At 68.5% G+C, this 15,891-nt stretch carries 17 protein-coding genes; 11 read left to right on the top strand and 6 right to left on the bottom strand.

The features are described 5' to 3' along the window. The 7 genes from cyoB to ACE3PU_RS05785 all read left to right on the top strand — a co-directional run bounded on the left by cyoB (position 1) and on the right by ACE3PU_RS05785 (position 6,003). A complete protein-coding gene (gene cyoB, locus ACE3PU_RS05815) occupies positions 1–2,004 on the top strand; it encodes a cytochrome o ubiquinol oxidase subunit I (RefSeq protein WP_374387603.1) in 2,004 nt (667 codons plus the stop codon). A 3-nt stretch (positions 2,005–2,007) separates the two neighbouring features. Continuing rightward, positions 2,008–2,649 carry a cytochrome o ubiquinol oxidase subunit III gene (cyoC, locus tag ACE3PU_RS05810; RefSeq protein WP_374387601.1) on the top strand — a complete coding sequence of 214 codons (642 nt, stop codon included), beginning with the start codon at positions 2,008–2,010 and terminating at the stop codon, positions 2,647–2,649. Further along, positions 2,646–3,038 (top strand): cytochrome o ubiquinol oxidase subunit IV, encoded by a 393-nt coding sequence (gene cyoD / locus ACE3PU_RS05805; protein WP_374387599.1) that lies wholly within the window; start codon positions 2,646–2,648, stop codon positions 3,036–3,038. Before cyoC ends, cyoD begins: the two co-directional genes overlap by 4 nt. Positions 3,039–3,143: 105 nt before the next feature. After that, complete coding sequence (locus ACE3PU_RS05800) at positions 3,144–3,800, top strand: SURF1 family protein (RefSeq protein WP_374387882.1); 657 nt, start codon at positions 3,144–3,146, stop codon at positions 3,798–3,800. Further along, entirely contained in the window at positions 3,797–5,128 is a 1,332-nt protein-coding gene (locus tag ACE3PU_RS05795) for an ATP-binding protein (RefSeq protein WP_374387597.1), read from the top strand. Before ACE3PU_RS05800 ends, ACE3PU_RS05795 begins: the two co-directional genes overlap by 4 nt. After that, positions 5,118–5,654: a response regulator transcription factor gene (locus ACE3PU_RS05790; protein ID WP_374387595.1), complete on the top strand. Its 537-nt coding sequence runs from the start codon at positions 5,118–5,120 to the stop codon at positions 5,652–5,654. Before ACE3PU_RS05795 ends, ACE3PU_RS05790 begins: the two co-directional genes overlap by 11 nt. A gap of 55 nt (positions 5,655–5,709) precedes the next feature. Continuing rightward, positions 5,710–6,003, top strand: coding sequence for a hypothetical protein (locus ACE3PU_RS05785; protein WP_374387593.1), 294 nt, complete (start codon positions 5,710–5,712; stop codon positions 6,001–6,003). Here ACE3PU_RS05785 and ACE3PU_RS05780 read toward each other — a convergent pair. Further along, a complete protein-coding gene (locus ACE3PU_RS05780) occupies positions 6,000–6,698 on the bottom strand; it encodes an MBL fold metallo-hydrolase (protein WP_374387591.1) in 699 nt (232 codons plus the stop codon). The two genes, ACE3PU_RS05785 and ACE3PU_RS05780, sit on opposite strands and share 4 nt — an antisense overlap. A gap of 61 nt (positions 6,699–6,759) precedes the next feature. After that, positions 6,760–8,370, bottom strand: a complete 1,611-nt coding sequence (locus ACE3PU_RS05775; protein ID WP_374387589.1) for an amino acid permease — start codon at positions 8,368–8,370, stop codon at positions 6,760–6,762. Positions 8,371–8,518: 148 nt separating this feature from the next. Here ACE3PU_RS05775 and hrpB point away from each other — a divergent pair, with 148 nt between their 5' ends. Continuing rightward, a complete protein-coding gene (gene hrpB / locus ACE3PU_RS05770; RefSeq protein ID WP_374387587.1) occupies positions 8,519–10,969 on the top strand; it encodes an ATP-dependent helicase HrpB in 2,451 nt (816 codons plus the stop codon). Positions 10,970–11,025: 56 nt separating this feature from the next. Beyond that, positions 11,026–12,306 carry an MFS transporter gene (locus ACE3PU_RS05765; protein ID WP_374387585.1) on the top strand — a complete coding sequence of 427 codons (1,281 nt, stop codon included), beginning with the start codon at positions 11,026–11,028 and terminating at the stop codon, positions 12,304–12,306. Here the strand turns inward: ACE3PU_RS05765 and ACE3PU_RS05760 are convergent. Together ACE3PU_RS05760 and ACE3PU_RS05755 are read right to left on the bottom strand one after the other, a co-directional pair. Continuing rightward, positions 12,303–12,521 (bottom strand): ribbon-helix-helix domain-containing protein, encoded by a 219-nt coding sequence (locus tag ACE3PU_RS05760; RefSeq protein ID WP_374387583.1) that lies wholly within the window; start codon positions 12,519–12,521, stop codon positions 12,303–12,305. The genes ACE3PU_RS05765 and ACE3PU_RS05760 overlap by 4 nt on opposite strands. A 7-nt stretch (positions 12,522–12,528) precedes the next feature. Beyond that, complete coding sequence (locus tag ACE3PU_RS05755) at positions 12,529–12,942, bottom strand: YbaY family lipoprotein (protein ID WP_374387581.1); 414 nt, start codon at positions 12,940–12,942, stop codon at positions 12,529–12,531. Positions 12,943–13,049: 107 nt separating this feature from the next. On the opposite strand from ACE3PU_RS05755, the gene ACE3PU_RS05750 reads away from it, so the two are divergent. After that, complete coding sequence (locus tag ACE3PU_RS05750) at positions 13,050–13,934, top strand: DMT family transporter (RefSeq protein ID WP_374387579.1); 885 nt, start codon at positions 13,050–13,052, stop codon at positions 13,932–13,934. 3 nt (positions 13,935–13,937) lie between these two features. On the opposite strand, the gene ACE3PU_RS05745 is transcribed toward ACE3PU_RS05750, so the two are convergent. Next, positions 13,938–14,114 carry a DUF4169 family protein gene (locus tag ACE3PU_RS05745; RefSeq protein ID WP_374387577.1) on the bottom strand — a complete coding sequence of 59 codons (177 nt, stop codon included), beginning with the start codon at positions 14,112–14,114 and terminating at the stop codon, positions 13,938–13,940. 72 nt (positions 14,115–14,186) lie between these two features. On the opposite strand from ACE3PU_RS05745, the gene ACE3PU_RS05740 reads away from it, so the two are divergent. Next, positions 14,187–14,423: a DUF2171 domain-containing protein gene (locus ACE3PU_RS05740; protein WP_374387575.1), complete on the top strand. Its 237-nt coding sequence runs from the start codon at positions 14,187–14,189 to the stop codon at positions 14,421–14,423. A gap of 71 nt (positions 14,424–14,494) precedes the next feature. Here ACE3PU_RS05740 and fumC read toward each other — a convergent pair whose 3' ends face one another. Continuing rightward, a complete protein-coding gene (fumC, locus tag ACE3PU_RS05735) occupies positions 14,495–15,886 on the bottom strand; it encodes a class II fumarate hydratase (protein ID WP_374387573.1) in 1,392 nt (463 codons plus the stop codon). Positions 15,887–15,891: the final 5 nt, after the last annotated feature.

Below are 15,891 nucleotides of genomic sequence, written 5' to 3'. Positions count from 1 at the left end.
ATGTCCGCTGACCAACTGATCCCGCTGATCTTCGGCCGCCTGACCTGGGAGGCCCTGCCGCTGCACGAGCCGATCCTGGTCGTGACCATGATCGTCGTCGCCCTGGGCGGCGTCGCCCTTGTGGGTGCGCTGACCTATTTCAAGCTCTGGGGCTACCTCTGGAAGGAGTGGTTCACGACCGTGGACCACAAGAAGATCGGGATCATGTACATGATCCTGGGCATCATCATGCTGCTGCGGGGCTTCGCCGACGCGATCATGATGCGCCTGCAGCAGGCCATCGCCTTCGGCGGGTCCGAAGGCTATCTGAACGCTCACCACTACGACCAGATCTTCACCGCCCACGGCGTGATCATGATCTTCTTCGTGGCCATGCCGCTGGTCACCGGCCTGATGAACTATGTCGTGCCGCTGCAGATCGGCGCGCGCGACGTGTCCTTCCCGTTCCTGAACAACTTCAGCTTCTGGATGACCACGGCCGGGGCGATCATCATCATGGCCTCGCTGTTCGTCGGCGAGTTCGCCCGCACGGGCTGGCTGGCCTATCCGCCGCTGTCGGGCATCGGCTACAGCCCCGGCGTCGGGGTCGACTACTACATATGGGCGCTGCAGATCGCGGGGGTGGGCACGACGCTGTCCGGCATCAACCTGATCGCGACCATCGTGAAGATGCGCGCGCCGGGCATGAGCCTGATGAAGATGCCCGTCTTCACCTGGACTTCGCTGTGCACCAACGTGCTGATCGTGGCGTCCTTCCCTGTGCTGACGGCCGTCCTGGCCCTGCTGACGCTGGATCGCTACGTCGGCACGAACTTCTTCACGAACGACTTCGGCGGCAATCCGATGATGTACGTGAACCTGATCTGGATCTGGGGTCACCCCGAGGTCTACATCCTGATCCTGCCGCTGTTCGGCGTCTTCTCGGAGATCGCCTCGACCTTCTCGGGCAAGAAGCTGTTCGGCTACACCTCGATGGTCTACGCGACGGTGGTCATCACCATCCTGTCCTATCTGGTCTGGCTGCACCACTTCTTCACCATGGGCTCGGGCGCCTCGGTGAACAGCTTCTTCGGCATCACGACGATGATCATCTCGATCCCGACGGGCGCGAAGATCTTCAACTGGCTGTTCACCATGTACCGCGGGCGTATCCGGTTCGAGCTGCCGATGATGTGGCTGATCGCCTTCATGCTGACCTTCGTGATCGGCGGCATGACGGGCGTGCTGCTGGCGGTGCCGCCGGCCGACTTCGTGCTGCACAACAGCCTGTTCCTGGTGGCGCACTTCCACAACGTCATCATCGGCGGCGTTCTGTTCGGCCTGTTCGCCGGCATGAACTTCTGGTTCCCCAAGGCCTTCGGGTTCAAGCTGGACAAGACCTGGGGCCTGGTCAGCTTCTGGTGCTGGGTGGTCGGCTTCTGGCTGGCGTTCGCGCCGCTGTACGTGCTGGGCCTGATGGGCGTGACGCGCCGCATGCGGGTGTTCGACGATCCGTCGCTGCAGATCTGGTTCGTCATCGCCGCCATCGGCGCGGCCGTGATCGCGGTCGGCATCCTGGCCTTCCTGATCCAGATCGCCGTCAGCGTCCTGAACCGCGACAAGCTGCGCGACGTGACCGGCGACCCGTGGGGCGGGCGCACGCTGGAGTGGGCGACGTCCTCTCCGCCGCCGGACTACAACTTCGCCTTCACGCCCGTGATCCATGCCGGCGACGCCTGGTGGGACATGAAGAACCGTGGCTACAAGCGTCCGCTGAAGGGCTATCGCGACATCCACATGCCCAGCAACACCGGGGCGGGCGTGATCATCTCGGGCCTGTGCCTGGTGATGGGCCTGGCGCTGGTCTGGTACATTTGGTGGCTGGCCGCCCTGAGCTTCGTCGCCGTGCTGGCGGTCTCCATCGGCCATACCTTCAACTACAACCGCGACTACCACATCCCCGCCGATGAGGTGCGCGAGACCGAGGACGCCTACGCCCGCGCCCTCAAGGCGACGGAGGCCTGATCGATGAGCGCGACCGCCGTCCATTCCGCGTCGAACCCGATCGACGACAAGACCGTCTTCTATCTGGAAGAGGAGCCGCACCACGAGGAAGGCGCCAGCACCATGCTGGGCTTCTGGCTCTATCTGATGAGCGACTGCCTGATCTTCGCGATGCTGTTCGCGGTGTTCGGGGTGTTGGGCGGCAACTACGCCGCAGGGCCGGGGCCCAAGGAACTGTTCGACCTTGAACTGGTCGCGCTGAACACGGCCATGCTGCTGTTCTCGTCGATCACCTATGGCTTCGCCATGCTGGCGATGGACCGAAACAACCAGCGCCAGACGCTGGTCTGGCTGGCGGTCACCGGCCTGTTCGGCCTGGCCTTCCTGGGGATCGAGCTCTACGAATTCGCCCACCTGATCCATGAAGGCGCCACGCCGCAGCGCAGCGCCTTCCTGTCGTCCTTCTTCACGCTGGTCGGCACCCACGGCCTGCACGTGACGTTCGGCATCATCTGGCTGGTGACGCTGATGGTGCAGGTGAGCATGAAGGGGCTGATCCCGGCCAACAAGCGCCGACTGATGTGCCTGTCGATGTTCTGGCACTTCCTGGACGTCATCTGGATCGGCGTCTTCACCTTCGTCTATCTGCTGGGGATGCTGCGATGAGCACCGCCAAGTCCGACCATTCGCCGGAATCCCACGAGGTCGACCATCTGGGTCACGAGGGGCACAATCACGGCTCGTTCAAGAGCTACATGATCGGCTTCGTCCTGTCGGTGATCCTGACGGCGATCCCGTTCGCCCTGGTGATGACGGGCGTGCTGCCGACCCAGACGACGGCGCTCATCGTCATGGCCTTCGCCGTGGTGCAGATCGTGGTCCACATGATCTACTTCCTGCACATGAACTCGAAGTCCGAGGGCGGCTGGACCATGCTGGCGCTGCTCTTCACCGTCATCGTGGTGGTGATCGCCCTGTCGGGGTCGCTGTGGGTCATGTACCACCTGAACACCAATATGATGCCGACACACGACATGACGCAGATGGGCGGCTGAGGCCGGCCGAGCCGCGAGGAGCCCGCTATTTCGCCGAACCGGCCCCAGACGCCGCGCGCCGTTTCGTCCCTTGGCTGGGCCGGGGCGGGCGCGGCGTTGCTGTTCGTGGTCTTCGTCGGCCTGGGCGTGTGGCAGATTCAACGGCTGGCGTGGAAGACCGATCTGATCGCCCAGGTCGACGCCCGGGTCCATGCGGCCCCGGTCGCCGCCCCACGGCCTTCCGATGGGCCCGTGTCGCGCGCCGAGGACCAGTATCGACGCGTCGCGGTCCGCGGCGTCTTCCTGAACGATCGCGAGACCCTGGTTCAGGCCGTCACCGATCTGGGCGGCGGATTCTGGGTGATGACGCCGCTTCGGACGGACGACGGCTTCGTCGTTCTGGTCAATCGGGGCTTCGTCCCGCCGGACCGGCGCGATCCGGCGACGCGCGCCGCTCCCCAGGGGCGTCAGGCGGTCACGGGCCTGCTGCGCATCACCGAGCCGAACGGCGGATTTCTGCGCCGCAATGATCCGGCGGCCGACCGCTGGTTCTCGCGCGATGTGGCCGCGATCTCCCAAGCCCGGGGACTGGGCGGCGTCGCGCCCTATTTCATCGACGCCGAGGCCGGTCAGCCCGGCGACTGGCCGCGCGGCGGACTGACCGTGATCCGGTTCGCGAACAGCCACCTGGTCTACGCCCTGACCTGGTTCGGCATGGCGGCGCTGACACTGGTCGGCCTGGGGGTGTTCGTGCGCGAGCATCGGCGTAGGCGGCGCGCGTGACCTCCAACCTGGAACGTCTGCTGGGTTTGGGCGGCTGGCGCGAAGGCGTGGCCTCGCATGAGGGCGCCAACCGGCGCAATCTGCTGTTGCTGATCCAGTTGCGCTGGCTGGCCGTTGCGGGGCAGGTGGCGACGATCCTGATCGTCCACTACGCGATGAAGATCCCGCTGCCGCTGTTCTGGCTGCTGGTCGCGCCTGCGGCGCTTGCGGCGCTGAACCTGGCCAGCGCGCCGATCGTGGCCCGCAGGCGCGGCGTGGCCGACCAGGAGCTGATGCTGGCCCTGCTGTTCGACGTGGCGGCCCTGACCTGGCAGCTGTACCTGACGGGCGGCCCCGCCAACCCGTTCGTCTCGCTGTACCTGCTCCAGGTCGTCCTCGGCGCGGTGATGCTGGCGCCGCCCTACGCCTGGGCGCTGATCGCGGCGACCAGCCTGTGCTTTGCCGGACTGGGCCTGCACAACCAGGCCCTGGCCTTGCCGCCGACGCGGGAAGACGCGCTGCTGAGCCTTTACCTGCAGGGCAGCCTGATCAGCTTCGTGCTGATGGCGGTGCTTCTGGTGCTGTTCGTCACCCGCATCGGGGCCAACCTGCGCGAGCGGGACGCGGCCATGGCGGCGATGCGCCAGCAGGCGGCCGAGCACGATCATATCGTCCGCATGGGGCTGTTGGCTTCGGGCGCGGCGCACGAACTGGGCACGCCGCTGGCGTCTCTGTCGGTGATCCTGAGCGACTGGAAGCGGATGCCGGCGCTGGCGAAGGACGCGGACCTGGCGCAGGACATGGCCGTGATGCGGGCAGAGGTGGAGCGCTGCAAGGCCATCGTCACCGGCATCCTGATGTCGGCGGGCGAAGCGAGGGGGCAGGCCCCTGAGCGTACGACCGTGCGCGCCTTCCTGGCGGAAGTGGTCAGCGGTTGGAACGGCGGCGAGGTGCGGGCGGAGGTCCGGGACGGCCTGGCCTTCGATCCGGTCATCATCGCCGATCCGGCGCTGCGCCAGGTGCTGGGCGTGCTGTTCGACAACGCCGCCGAGGCCGGGGCCGGCCAGGTGATCGTTTCCACGGCGCTGGCGGACGACGTACTGAACATCGACGTGCGGGACGACGGCCCCGGCTTCGCCCCGGAGGTGCTGAAGCGCCTGGGCCAGCCCTACACCTCGACAAAGCCCCGCGCGGGCGCTGGACTGGGACTGTTCCTGCTGGTGAACGTGATCCGATCGCTGGGCGGGACCGTCCACGCCAGCAATCCGCCGGCCGGCGGCGGCGAGGTCCGGCTCAGCCTGCCGCTGGTGTCGCTGGCGCCCAAGGAGGAGACCCACGATGGCCGATGAGACGCGATTGCTGCTGATCGTCGAAGACGATGAGTCCTTTTCCGCCACCCTGCGACGATCGTTCGAGCGCCGCGGCTACACCGTCCTCAGCGCCGCCGGCCCTGAACAGATGGAGGAGGTGTTGAAGATCCACCGGCCCGGTTACGCCGTGGTCGACCTGAAGCTTGGAACCTCGTCGGGCCTGACCTGCGTCGAACGCCTGCACGCGTTCGATCCCGAGATGAACATCGTCGTGCTGACGGGGTTCGCCAGCATCGCCACCGCGGTGGAGGCGATCAAGCTGGGCGCCCGGCACTACCTGGCCAAGCCGGCAGGCACGGACGACATCGAGGCCGCCTTCGGCAAGGCCGAGGGCGACACGGCGACGCCGCTGGGCGCGCGGCCCACCTCGATCAAGACCCTGGAATGGGAGCGGATCCACGCCGTTCTTGTGGAGACGGACTTCAACATTTCCGAGACCGCGCGGCGGCTGGGCATGCATCGCCGGACCCTGGCCCGCAAGCTGGAGAAGCGCCAGGTCACCTGAGGCGGAACCGGCGGGCGGACGGCGGGTTCATCGCTCGACAGTTTCGGAGAGCCCCATGACCCAGACCCCCATCGCCCCGCCGAGCCCCGACGACATCGTGCTGGAAGACGACAGCCTGACGCACCGCCTGGACGTCGAGGCCGACGCCCTGATGGCCGAGGGCGAGCGTCGGTCGTTCGACCGCGTCGACTCGCTGCGGGGCGCCGTCAAGGCGGACGCCTCCCGCGTACGCGAAGGACTGGAAGACGGCCTGGTCCAGGCGCGCGAGCGCATCCGGCAGTCCCCGGAACGCGCGACCCTCTACGCCCTGGGCATCGGCGTGATCGTGGGCATGCTGCTGCGCCGTTAGGCTGGCCCGCTCGCCGGACGGGCCAGCGGCGCGCGCGTCAGCGCGGCGTCCGAAACGAACGGATTGGTGCGGCGCTCCTGGCCGAAGGTCGAGATCGGACCGTGCCCCGGAACGAAGGTGACGTCGTCGCCGAGCGGCCACAGCTTCTCCACCACGGACCGGATCAGCGCCGGCGGGTCGCTCATGGGAAAGTCGGTGCGCCCGACCGACCCCTGAAACAGCACGTCGCCGACCTGTGCGAAGCGTGCGGCGCGGTTGAAAAAGATCACATGGCCGGGCGTATGACCCGGACAGTGCCGAACGTCCCACGACGTTTCGCCCAGTTCGACAGTATCGCCGTCCTCCAGCCAGCGGTCGGGCGTGAAGACGCGCGCCTCGGGCAGACCGTACATCCGTCCGGTCTCGACGATGCGGTCGATCCAGAACTGATCGGCGGCCTGGGGGCCGATGATCTTGACGCCGGCCTTCTCCTGCATCTCCGCCGCGCCGCCCGCATGGTCCAGGTGCGCATGGGTGATCCAGATCTGGTCGAGCGTCAGGCCGCGTCGGGACACCTCGGCCAGCACCGCGTCGACCGAGCCGCCGGGATCGATCACGGCGGCCTTGTTCGTGGCGGTGCACCAGACGGTCGTGCAGTTCTGCTGCAGCGGGGTGACGGGCGTGACGAAGACGCCGATGGGCGAGGACTGGCTCATGTCTCATCCATAGAAGCGCGCCGGGCAAAAAAGAAGGCGGCCCGAAGGCCGCCTTCCGTGGTTATCGACGCTCTTCGTCCGAGCCCGGTGCCGGCGCGCCCGGCATCGGCGGCACCGGTCCCGGAGGCGCGTCCGGGGACAGTTCCGGCACATCGACGACGCCTCGTCCGACGTGGCTCTTGCGGAAGCCGTAGATGAAATAGATCACCAGGCCCAGGCCGCCCCAGATCGGCAACACCATCTTGGCGTCGTGCGGCAGGTTCCAGAACAGCGCCAGGCAGCCCAGGGCCGACAGAGGCGCGATGATCCACACCGCCGGCGTCTTGAACGGACGATGGCGCTTGGGATCCTTCACCCGCAGCATCAGCACCGCGATCGACACCATGAAGAAGGCGAACAGCGTTCCCGAGTTCGAGATGTCCGCCAGCTGACCAACCGGAAACAGCGCGCCGGCGACCGCCACCGCGATGCCGGTGAACAGCGTCACGATGTAGGGCGTCTTCCACTTGGGGTGCATCTTGGTCAGGCCTTCCGGCAGCAGGCCGTCGCGCGCCATGACGAAGAAGATGCGGGTCTGGCCGAAGATCATCATCAGGATGACCGAAGGCAGGGCCAGCAGGGCGGCGGTGCCCAGGGCGTTGCCGACCTGCGGATGGCCGATGACGCGCAGCACGTGGGCCAGCGCCTCGTTGGAGCAGACCAGGGCCTCGGCGTTGGCGGGCAGGGCGCAGGCGGCGATGAAGGCGGCCGAACCAGGCTGGACGGCGGCGCCGTCGGCGCCGAGCACCGGCTGGGCGCCGATCGCACCGGCCGCGCCCAAAGCGACCAGCAGATAGAAGACGGTGCAGAAGGCCAGCGAACCGATCAGACCGATGGGCACGTTGCGCTGGGGATCCTTGGTTTCTTCGGCGGCCGTCGAAACGGCGTCGAACCCGACATAGGCGAAGAAGATGGAGGCGGCGGCGCCGACGATGCCCATGCCCGAATAGGCGCCGAACAGTCCGTTGGGCGCGAAGGGCGACAGGTTCGCCGTGTCGATGGCCGGCAGGGTCAGCACGATGAAGATCGTCAGGGCGATGACCTTGATGGCCACCAGCAGGGCGTTGACGCGGGCCGATTCCGTCGTGCCCAGGATCAGCAGGCCCGTGACGGCCAGCGCGACGATGATCGCCGGAACGTTGATGATGCCGACCGAGAAGTCCGGCGTCGGCATGATGCCGTTCATCGTCCAGGCCGGTCCGGCGGATAAGAGGTCTGGGAAGTCGAACCCTAACCCGTTTTCTATCAGCCCCAGCACATAGCCCGACCAGCCCACCGACACGGCCGAGGCCGCGACCGCATATTCGAGAATGAGCGCCCAGCCGACACACCACGCCAGCAGTTCGCCCATGACGGCGTAGGTGTAGGTGTAGGCCGAGCCAGAAACCGGCGCCATCGAGGCCAGTTCGGAGTAGCAGAGCGCCGCGACGGCGCACACCGCGCCGGCGATGACGAAGCTGACCATCATGCCAGGCCCGGCCTTCTGCGAGGCCGCGGCGGTCAGGACGAAGATGCCTGTTCCGATGATGGCACCGATGCCCAGCAGGGTGAGTTGGATAGGACCGAGCGACCGGTGAAGCGATTTCTTCTCGGCCGTGGCCAGAATCGCATCGAGCGACTTAACGCGCCACATTAGGAATACCCCCACGTTTCATGGCAGCCCTGCGGCTGCATTGCGGCGGACGCTAGCGACGGATCGCCCGGCGTGCAACGCGCATGACGCGGCGGTTAATGTCGCACGACGCTTTCGTGATCGGGCCGCATCACGCTAGAGCCGACGCATGCTGCCGATCCACGCCGTTCTGGAGCCGCTGAAGGCCGCCCTGTCGCGGGCGAATACGGCCGTCCTGGCCGCGCCGCCGGGCGCGGGCAAGACGACCGTCGTGCCCCTGGCGCTTCTGGATCAGCCCTGGCTGGGCGACGGCAAGGTGCTGGTTCTCGAACCCCGCCGACTGGCGGCCCGGGCGGCGGCGGACCGAATGGCGGCCACCCTGGGCGAAGCGGCGGGCGGACGCGTCGGGTATCGCACGCGTCTGCAGAGCCGGATCGGGCCGGCAACGCGCATCGAGGTGATCACCGAAGGCGTCTTCACCCGGATGATCCTGGACGATCCGGGCCTGGACGGGGTCGGGGCGGTGCTGTTCGACGAATTCCATGAACGCAGCCTGGACGCCGATCTGGGCCTGGCGCTGGCGCGAGAGACGCAGGGCGCGTTGCGCGAAGACCTGCGCATCCTGGTGATGTCGGCCACGCTGGACGTCGTCGGCGTCTCCCGACTTCTTGCTGCGCCTTCCGGAGACGGCGCGCCCGTGATCGAGGCCGAGGGGCGGGCTTATCCGGTGGAGACGCGATATCTGGGCCGCAATCCCGCCGAACGGTTCGAGGAGGCGATGGCGCGCGCCTGTCTGACGGCGCTGGGCGAGGAGACGGGCTCGGTCCTGGCCTTCCTGCCGGGGCAGGGCGAAATCCACCGCGTCGCCCGACTGGTCGGCGAGCGGCTGCGGCTGCCGAACGTGGACGTGGTGCCCCTCTATGGCGGATTGGACCGGGACGAACAGGACCGGGCCATCGAACCCGCCGGTCCCGGCCGGCGTAAGCTGGTGCTGGCGACGTCGGTCGCCGAGACCAGCCTGACGATCGAGGGCGTGCGGGTCGTGATCGACGGCGGCCTGTCGCGCGTGCCGCGGTTCGATCCGCCCAGCGGCCTGACGCGTCTGGCGACGGTCCGGGTCAGCCGATCATCGGCCGAGCAGCGGCGCGGGCGGGCCGGTCGGACCGAGCCGGGCGTCTGCTACCGCCTGTGGGACGAGGAACAGACACGCGGACTGGTCCCGCACCAGAAGCCGGAAATCCAGGAAGCGGACCTGACCGGCCTGGCGCTGGACCTGGCGCGCTGGGGCGCGCGCACCACGGACGGGATGGCGCTGCTCGATCCGCCGCCGGCTGGGGCGATGGCCGAGGCGCGCAAGGTGCTGGCGCGGCTGGGGGCGTTGGACGACGCAGGCGGCCTGACGGCGCACGGGCGGCGGCTGACGCGGATTCCGCTGTCGCCCCGGCTGGCGCACATGGTCGCGGCGGCGTCGGACGCCGGCGACGCCCTGACGGGCGCGCGGATCGCGGCGGTGCTGAGCGAGCCCGGTCTTGGCGGGTCGAGCGTCGACCTATCGGACCGGCTGGTCGGCCTGTCGCGCGACCGTTCGCCCAGAGGGCGTGACGCGATGAAACTGGCCGAGCGATGGGCGCGGGCGGCGGGCGGCGGAACCGGCAACGCGGCCGAGCCCGGCCTGTTGCTGGCCGAGGCCTTTCCGGAACGGATCGCCAAAGCCCGCGGAAAGCCCGGCGAACTGCTGCTGGCCAGCGGTCGTGGCGCGGCCGTGGAGGCGACGGACCCCCTGGCGCGCGAGCCTTGGCTGGCGGTGGCGGAGCTGGGCGGCGGGGAGACGCGGGACCGTGTGCGGCTGGCGGCCGCGCTGGACGCCACGCTGGTGGAGACGCAGCTCGTGCGGCTGATCGAGACGCAGGAGCGACTGACCCGCGAGCCGTCGGGGCGGCCGGTGATTCGACGGGCGCGGCGGATTGGGGCCATCATCCTGGATGAACGGATCGTCGGCGCCCCCGACGCCGGCCAGATGTCGGCCGCCCTTCGCGCCGAGGTGGAGGCTGACGGGCTCGCCGCGCTGAAGTGGGGCGAGCAGGCGTCGGCGCTGCGCGCGCGGCTGGCGTTCCTGCACGGCCTGGACACCGCCTGGCCCGACGTGTCCGACGCGGGCCTGCTGGAGGCACGGGCGGACTGGCTGTGGCCGCTTCTGGAGGGGGCGCGGTCCCTGGAAGCGCTGGGCGACGCACGGCTGGCGGACGCCCTGCGCGGGCTCATCCCCTGGGACCTGCAACGAAAGCTGGATGAGCTGGCCCCGCCGCGGCTGACCACGCCCCTGGGGTCGGCGGCGATCGACTACGCCGCAGAGGGCGGGCCGCGCGTCGATATCCGGGTGCAGGAGCTGTTCGGCGTTACAACCCACCCGACGGTCGGCGGCGGCCGCGTCGCGCTGACGTTGGCGCTGCTGTCGCCCGCGCGGCGGCCGGTGCAGGTGACCAAGGACCTGCCGGGCTTCTGGGCGGGATCGTGGGCGGCCGTGCGGTCCGAGATGCGCGGGCGCTATCCCCGGCACCCCTGGCCCGAGAACCCTGCCGAGGCCCAGGCCACCAGTCGGGCGAAGCCGCGCGGAACCTGATCCCGCTTGACGCGGCGGCGCCTTGGAAGGCAGGCAGGGCGGACAAGGGGGAAATCATGGCCGACGCCGTCCTGCCGCAGAATTCGACCGGTCGCGTGCTGTTCGCCAGCCTGATCGGGACTACGATCGAGTTCTTCGACTTCTACATCTACGCCACGGCTGCGGTGTTGGTGTTTCCGGCGCTGTTCTTCCCCGGAGAGGATCCGCTAACCTCGACGCTGTCGTCGTTCGCCACCTTCGCCATCGCCTTCTTCGCCCGGCCCGTCGGGGCGGTGGCGTTCGGCCATTTCGGCGACCGCGTCGGACGCAAGGCGACGCTTGTGGCGGCGCTGATGACCATGGGCGTCTCGACGGTGGCGATCGGCTTCCTTCCGACCTACGCCCAGGCCGGCGTGATCGCGCCGCTGCTGCTGGCGCTGTGCCGGTTCGGACAGGGCCTTGGCCTGGGCGGCGAGTGGGGCGGGGCGGTGCTTCTGGCGACCGAGAACGCCCCGCCGGGTCGCAAGGCGTGGTTCGGCATGTTCCCGCAGTTGGGGGCGCCGATCGGCTTCATCCTATCGACCGCGTCGTTCATTCTGCTTACGGCCAACCTGGCCGAAGACGCCTTCCTGAGCTGGGGCTGGCGCATTCCGTTCGTGGCCAGCGCCGTGCTGGTGTTCGTCGGCCTCTGGGTGCGGCTGAAGATCACCGAGACGCCCGAGTTCAAGACCGCGGTGGAACGGGACGAGCGGGTGCGGGCGCCGGTCGTGACCCTGCTGGCGCGACACAAGGCGGCGCTGATCCTCGGGACGCTGGGGGCGACGACCACCTTCGTGCTGTTCTACCTGATGACCGTCTTCGCCCTGGGCTGGGCGACCACCGGCATGGGGCTGGCGCGCGCCGACGTGCTGCCGATCCAGCTGATCGGCGTCTTGTTCTTCGCCGCGCTGATCCCGGTCACCGCCTTGGCGGCGGACCGGTTCGGCCAGGTTCGGGTTCTGATCGCCTCGACCGTGGGCATCGGCCTGTTCGGCGCCTTGTTCGCGCCGCTGCTGCAGGGCGGGCTGAGCGGACTGCTGGTCTTCTTCGCCCTGGGCTTCGCGCTGATGGGGTGCACCTATGGGCCGCTGGGTGCGGCAATGGCGCGGCCGTTCCCCACGGCTGTGCGCTACACCGGGGCCTCCATGGCGTTCAACCTCGCGGGCATCCTCGGCGCGTCGCTGGCGCCGTATATCGCGCTGAAGCTGGCCAGGGAGTGGGGCCCGGCGGCGGTCGGCGGCTATCTGTCCGCTGCGGCGCTGATCACGGCCCTGGCGCTGTGGGGCATGAGCCGCGCCTTGCCCGAGGACGCCGCCTAGCCGCTCTGGTCCTTCACCCAGTCCAGCGCCAGAAGCCGGCAGGCCGACGCCAGCGGCCGTCGTCCCCGGCCGGCGTCGATCTCGGCCAGCAGCCCCGCCTTGCTGAGCCCGCGCGCCTCGGCGATCCGGTCCAGGACCGCCCAGAACTCTGGCTCCAGCGCCACGGAGGTGGCATGGCCGGCCAGCACGACCGACCGCTTGGTCAGACCCGACATCGGTCGCTCAGCGCGCGGACTTCAGGACGATGTCCGCCGAGGCGGTAGCGCCCTGCGTCAGGACCGCGTGCCGGGTGTCGGTGACGAAGACCAGTCGACCGGCCGCGTCACGGATTTCGGCGCGGGCGGCGTAGGTGTGGCGCGGATCGATCTGGCCAGTCGGCACGCCCAGGGTCACGACGTAGGGCGGGCCGCCGCTCAACGGCTGGCTGCTCTCGGCCAGCACCTTCGCCGGCGCGTCCGCCAGGCTGACATCTTCGATCCGCACCGTCAGGACGTGGCCGGGCGGCAGCAGGATTCGCTCGCGATAGGCGGCGGTGACGTTCACCACGGTCATGCCGGTAGACATCTCCGGGCCCGGCGTCGCGGCGCAGGCGGCCAGAACGAGGGCGGCGGGCAGGATCATCGACGCGTGGCGCATGGCGGTCTCCGTTGGGTCGGCTTCAGTGTGTCACAGTCCGGCGCAAGACGTGAGCGGCGCCTTAACGCGGTCGATGATAAGCGGACGCTCCCCACAGGAGTTTCGCCATGAGTCGCCCCTTCGCGATCGTCGCCATCGCCATCTGCGCCCTGATCTGGGGAACGACCTGGTTCGCCATCACCCTGCAACTGGGGCCGGTCGATCCCATCGCCTCCATCGTCTGGCGCTTCGGTCTGGCGGCCGTGGTGCTGTTCGTCGGCTGCGCCGTGATGCGCCAGTCGCTGCGACTGACGCGGGCGCAGCATGTGGCGGCGATCGGGCAGGGCGCCTTTGTCTTCGCGACGAGCTACGGCTTCGTCTATGCGGCGGAGGCGAACGTGGCCTCGGCCGTCGTCGCGGTGATCTTCGCGGCCTTGGCCTTCGTCAACCTGGTGCTGTTCCGCGTGCTGGCCGGGCAGAAGGCGGCGCCGGGGGCCTGGCTGGGCGCGGTGCTGGGCGTGGTCGGCGTCGCGGTGCTGTCTCTGGGGCAGTTGTCGGGCGCTGGCGCGGGCGCCGCGCCCGGCCTGGGCGTGGCCTTCGCGCTTATAGCGGTGATGGCGTCCGCTCTGGGGAACTGGTTCGCCTGGCGTGGCCAACAGGCCGGCGCGCCCGTCATCCCCGCCACCGCCTGGGCCATGGCCTACGGCACGGCCATGCTGGCCTTGTACGGCGTCGCGACAGGGGTCGAATGGCGGATCGAGCCCAGCGCGGCCTATGTGCTGTCGCTGCTGTACCTGTCGATCCTGGGGTCCGTCGTGGCCTTCGCCCTTTACTTCACCATCGCGCGCCATCGCGGTTACGCCCAGGCCAGCTACATCTCGGCCCTGACGCCGCCGATCGCCATGGTCGTGTCCGTCCTGTTCGAGGATGCGCGGTTCGGATGGACCGCCTTCGTCGGCCTGGCGCTGGTGCTGGCTGGTCAGGCGCTGCTGATCCGCGCACCCAAGGCCTGAGCGTCAGTCCTCCCGCCTGTGGTCGTCGACGTGGCGATCGGCGCGCTGGCGCTCCAGCCGGGCGATTTCCTTCTCGGCGCGGGTGCGGCCGTGAGCGACGCGGTTGACCGCCGCGCGCGCCTTGTCCTCGGCCTTGGCGCGGTCCTTTCGCGCCCGGTTCAGATTGACGATCTCGGCCATCCGCAAGCTCCGCCGTTCGAAACCCGTCGCCGCCCGGAGCATTGTTTGGGCAGGCAACGTAAGGAAAACACCATGCTAGACTCCTCGCTCATCAAGGAACATCTCGAAGTGGTCGGCTCGGACGGCGAGCACGTCGGTCGCGTCGATCACGTGAAGGGCGATCAGATCGAGCTGGCCAAGATGGACCTGGCCGGCGGCTTCAAGCACCACATGATCCCCGTTAGCTGGGTCGAACGCGTGGACGAAAAGCACGTCCACCTGAACCTGACCAAGGACGAGGCCAAGGCGCGCTGGACCGAAAAGCACTGACGCCAGCCGAATGAAACGAAAAAGGCCCCGCCGAACCAGCGGGGCCTTTCTCATGTCCGGGATCCGGCGCCTTATTGCGGCGCGATCATCTTTTCGGGGCGCACGTATTCGTCGAACTCCTCGTTCGTCAGATAGCCGCCGCCCACCGCTTCTTCGCGCAGGGTGGTGCCGTTCTTGTGCGCCGTCTTGGCGATCTTGGCGCAGGTGTCGTAGCCCAACTTGGCGTTCAGCGCGGTGACCAGCATCAGGCTGTTCTCCAGCCCGCGCTTGATGTTGTCCTCGCGCGGCTCGATGCCGACGACGCAGTTCTCGGTGAAGCTGATCGCCGCATCGGCGACCAGGCGCACCGACTGCAGGAAGTTGTAGGCCATCACAGGGTTGAACACGTTCAGCTCGAAGTGGCCCTGCGAACCGGCGAAGGTCAGGGTGGCGTGGTTGCCGAACACCTGGGCGCACACCTGCGTCAGGGCCTCGCACTGGGTCGGGTTGACCTTGCCGGGCATGATCGAGGAGCCCGGCTCGTTTTCCGGCAGGGCCAGTTCGCCCAGGCCCGACCGCGGACCCGAGCCCAGGAAGCGGATGTCGTTGGCGATCTTGAACAGCGACGCGGCGACCGTGTTGATCGCGCCGTGGCTGAAGACCATGGCGTCGTGCGCCGCCAGGGCCTCGAACTTGTTCGGCGCGGTCTTGAACGGCAGGCCGGTGATCTGGGCGATGCGATCCGCCACCCCTTCCGCAAAGCCGATCGGCGCGTTCAGGCCGGTGCCGACCGCGGTGCCGCCCTGGGCCAGCTCCATCAGCTTGGGCAGGGTCTGCTCGATGCGCTCGATTCCATTGCGCACTTGCGCCGCGTAACCGCCGAACTCCTGGCCCAGCGTCAGGGGCGTGGCGTCCTGGGTGTGGGTCCGGCCGATCTTGATGATGCCCTTCCAGGCCTCGGCCTTGTCGTTCAGCGCATTGCCCAGCTGCTGCAGAGCCGGGATCAGGCGATGCACCACCTCTTCCGCGCAGGCCACATGCATGGCCGTCGGATAGGTGTCGTTGGACGACTGGCTCATGTTGACGTGGTCGTTGGGGTGGACGGGCTTCTTGGAGCCCATCTCGCCACCCAGGATCTCGATTGCGCGGTTCGAGATCACCTCGTTGGCGTTCATGTTCGACTGGGTGCCCGAGCCGGTCTGCCACACCACCAGCGGGAAGTGGTCGTCCAGCTTGCCTTCGATCACCTCATTGGCCGCCTGGACGATGGCGTCGGTCAGTTTCGCGTCCAGCTTGCCCAGGTCGCGGTTCGTCTCGGCCGCCGCGCGCTTGACGATGCCCAGCGCCCGCACGATCGGCAGGGGCTGCTTCTCCCAGCCGATCTTGAAGTTGCCCAGCGACCGCTGCGCCTGGGCGCCCCAATAGCGATCGGCGGCGACCTCGATCGGGCCGAAGGTGTCGGTTTCGGTGCGGACGTTGCTCATCGTGG

The organism is Brevundimonas sp. (genome assembly GCF_041911375.1).
Classification (GTDB): Bacteria; Pseudomonadota; Alphaproteobacteria; order Caulobacterales; family Caulobacteraceae; genus Brevundimonas.
Note: the sequence above shows the minus strand (reverse complement) of the source record. Positions and strands in the feature narration are given on the sequence as shown.

Coding starts and splice junctions, on each gene's coding strand:
- ACE3PU_RS05790 (WP_374387595.1), top strand. CDS start 5,118: ATGGCCGATGAGACGCGATTGCTGCTGATCGTCGAAGACGATGAGTCC.
- cyoB (WP_374387603.1), top strand. CDS start 1: ATGTCCGCTGACCAACTGATCCCGCTGATCTTCGGCCGCCTGACCTGG.
- cyoC (WP_374387601.1), top strand. CDS start 2,008: ATGAGCGCGACCGCCGTCCATTCCGCGTCGAACCCGATCGACGACAAG.
- ACE3PU_RS05760 (WP_374387583.1), bottom strand. CDS start 12,521: ATGTCGGGTCTGACCAAGCGGTCGGTCGTGCTGGCCGGCCATGCCACC.
- ACE3PU_RS05740 (WP_374387575.1), top strand. CDS start 14,187: ATGCTAGACTCCTCGCTCATCAAGGAACATCTCGAAGTGGTCGGCTCG.
- ACE3PU_RS05765 (WP_374387585.1), top strand. CDS start 11,026: ATGGCCGACGCCGTCCTGCCGCAGAATTCGACCGGTCGCGTGCTGTTC.
- cyoD (WP_374387599.1), top strand. CDS start 2,646: ATGAGCACCGCCAAGTCCGACCATTCGCCGGAATCCCACGAGGTCGAC.
- fumC (WP_374387573.1), bottom strand. CDS start 15,886: ATGAGCAACGTCCGCACCGAAACCGACACCTTCGGCCCGATCGAGGTC.
- ACE3PU_RS05785 (WP_374387593.1), top strand. CDS start 5,710: ATGACCCAGACCCCCATCGCCCCGCCGAGCCCCGACGACATCGTGCTG.
- ACE3PU_RS05755 (WP_374387581.1), bottom strand. CDS start 12,942: ATGCGCCACGCGTCGATGATCCTGCCCGCCGCCCTCGTTCTGGCCGCC.
- ACE3PU_RS05775 (WP_374387589.1), bottom strand. CDS start 8,370: ATGTGGCGCGTTAAGTCGCTCGATGCGATTCTGGCCACGGCCGAGAAG.
- ACE3PU_RS05750 (WP_374387579.1), top strand. CDS start 13,050: ATGAGTCGCCCCTTCGCGATCGTCGCCATCGCCATCTGCGCCCTGATC.
- ACE3PU_RS05780 (WP_374387591.1), bottom strand. CDS start 6,698: ATGAGCCAGTCCTCGCCCATCGGCGTCTTCGTCACGCCCGTCACCCCG.
- ACE3PU_RS05745 (WP_374387577.1), bottom strand. CDS start 14,114: ATGGCCGAGATCGTCAATCTGAACCGGGCGCGAAAGGACCGCGCCAAG.
- hrpB (WP_374387587.1), top strand. CDS start 8,519: ATGCTGCCGATCCACGCCGTTCTGGAGCCGCTGAAGGCCGCCCTGTCG.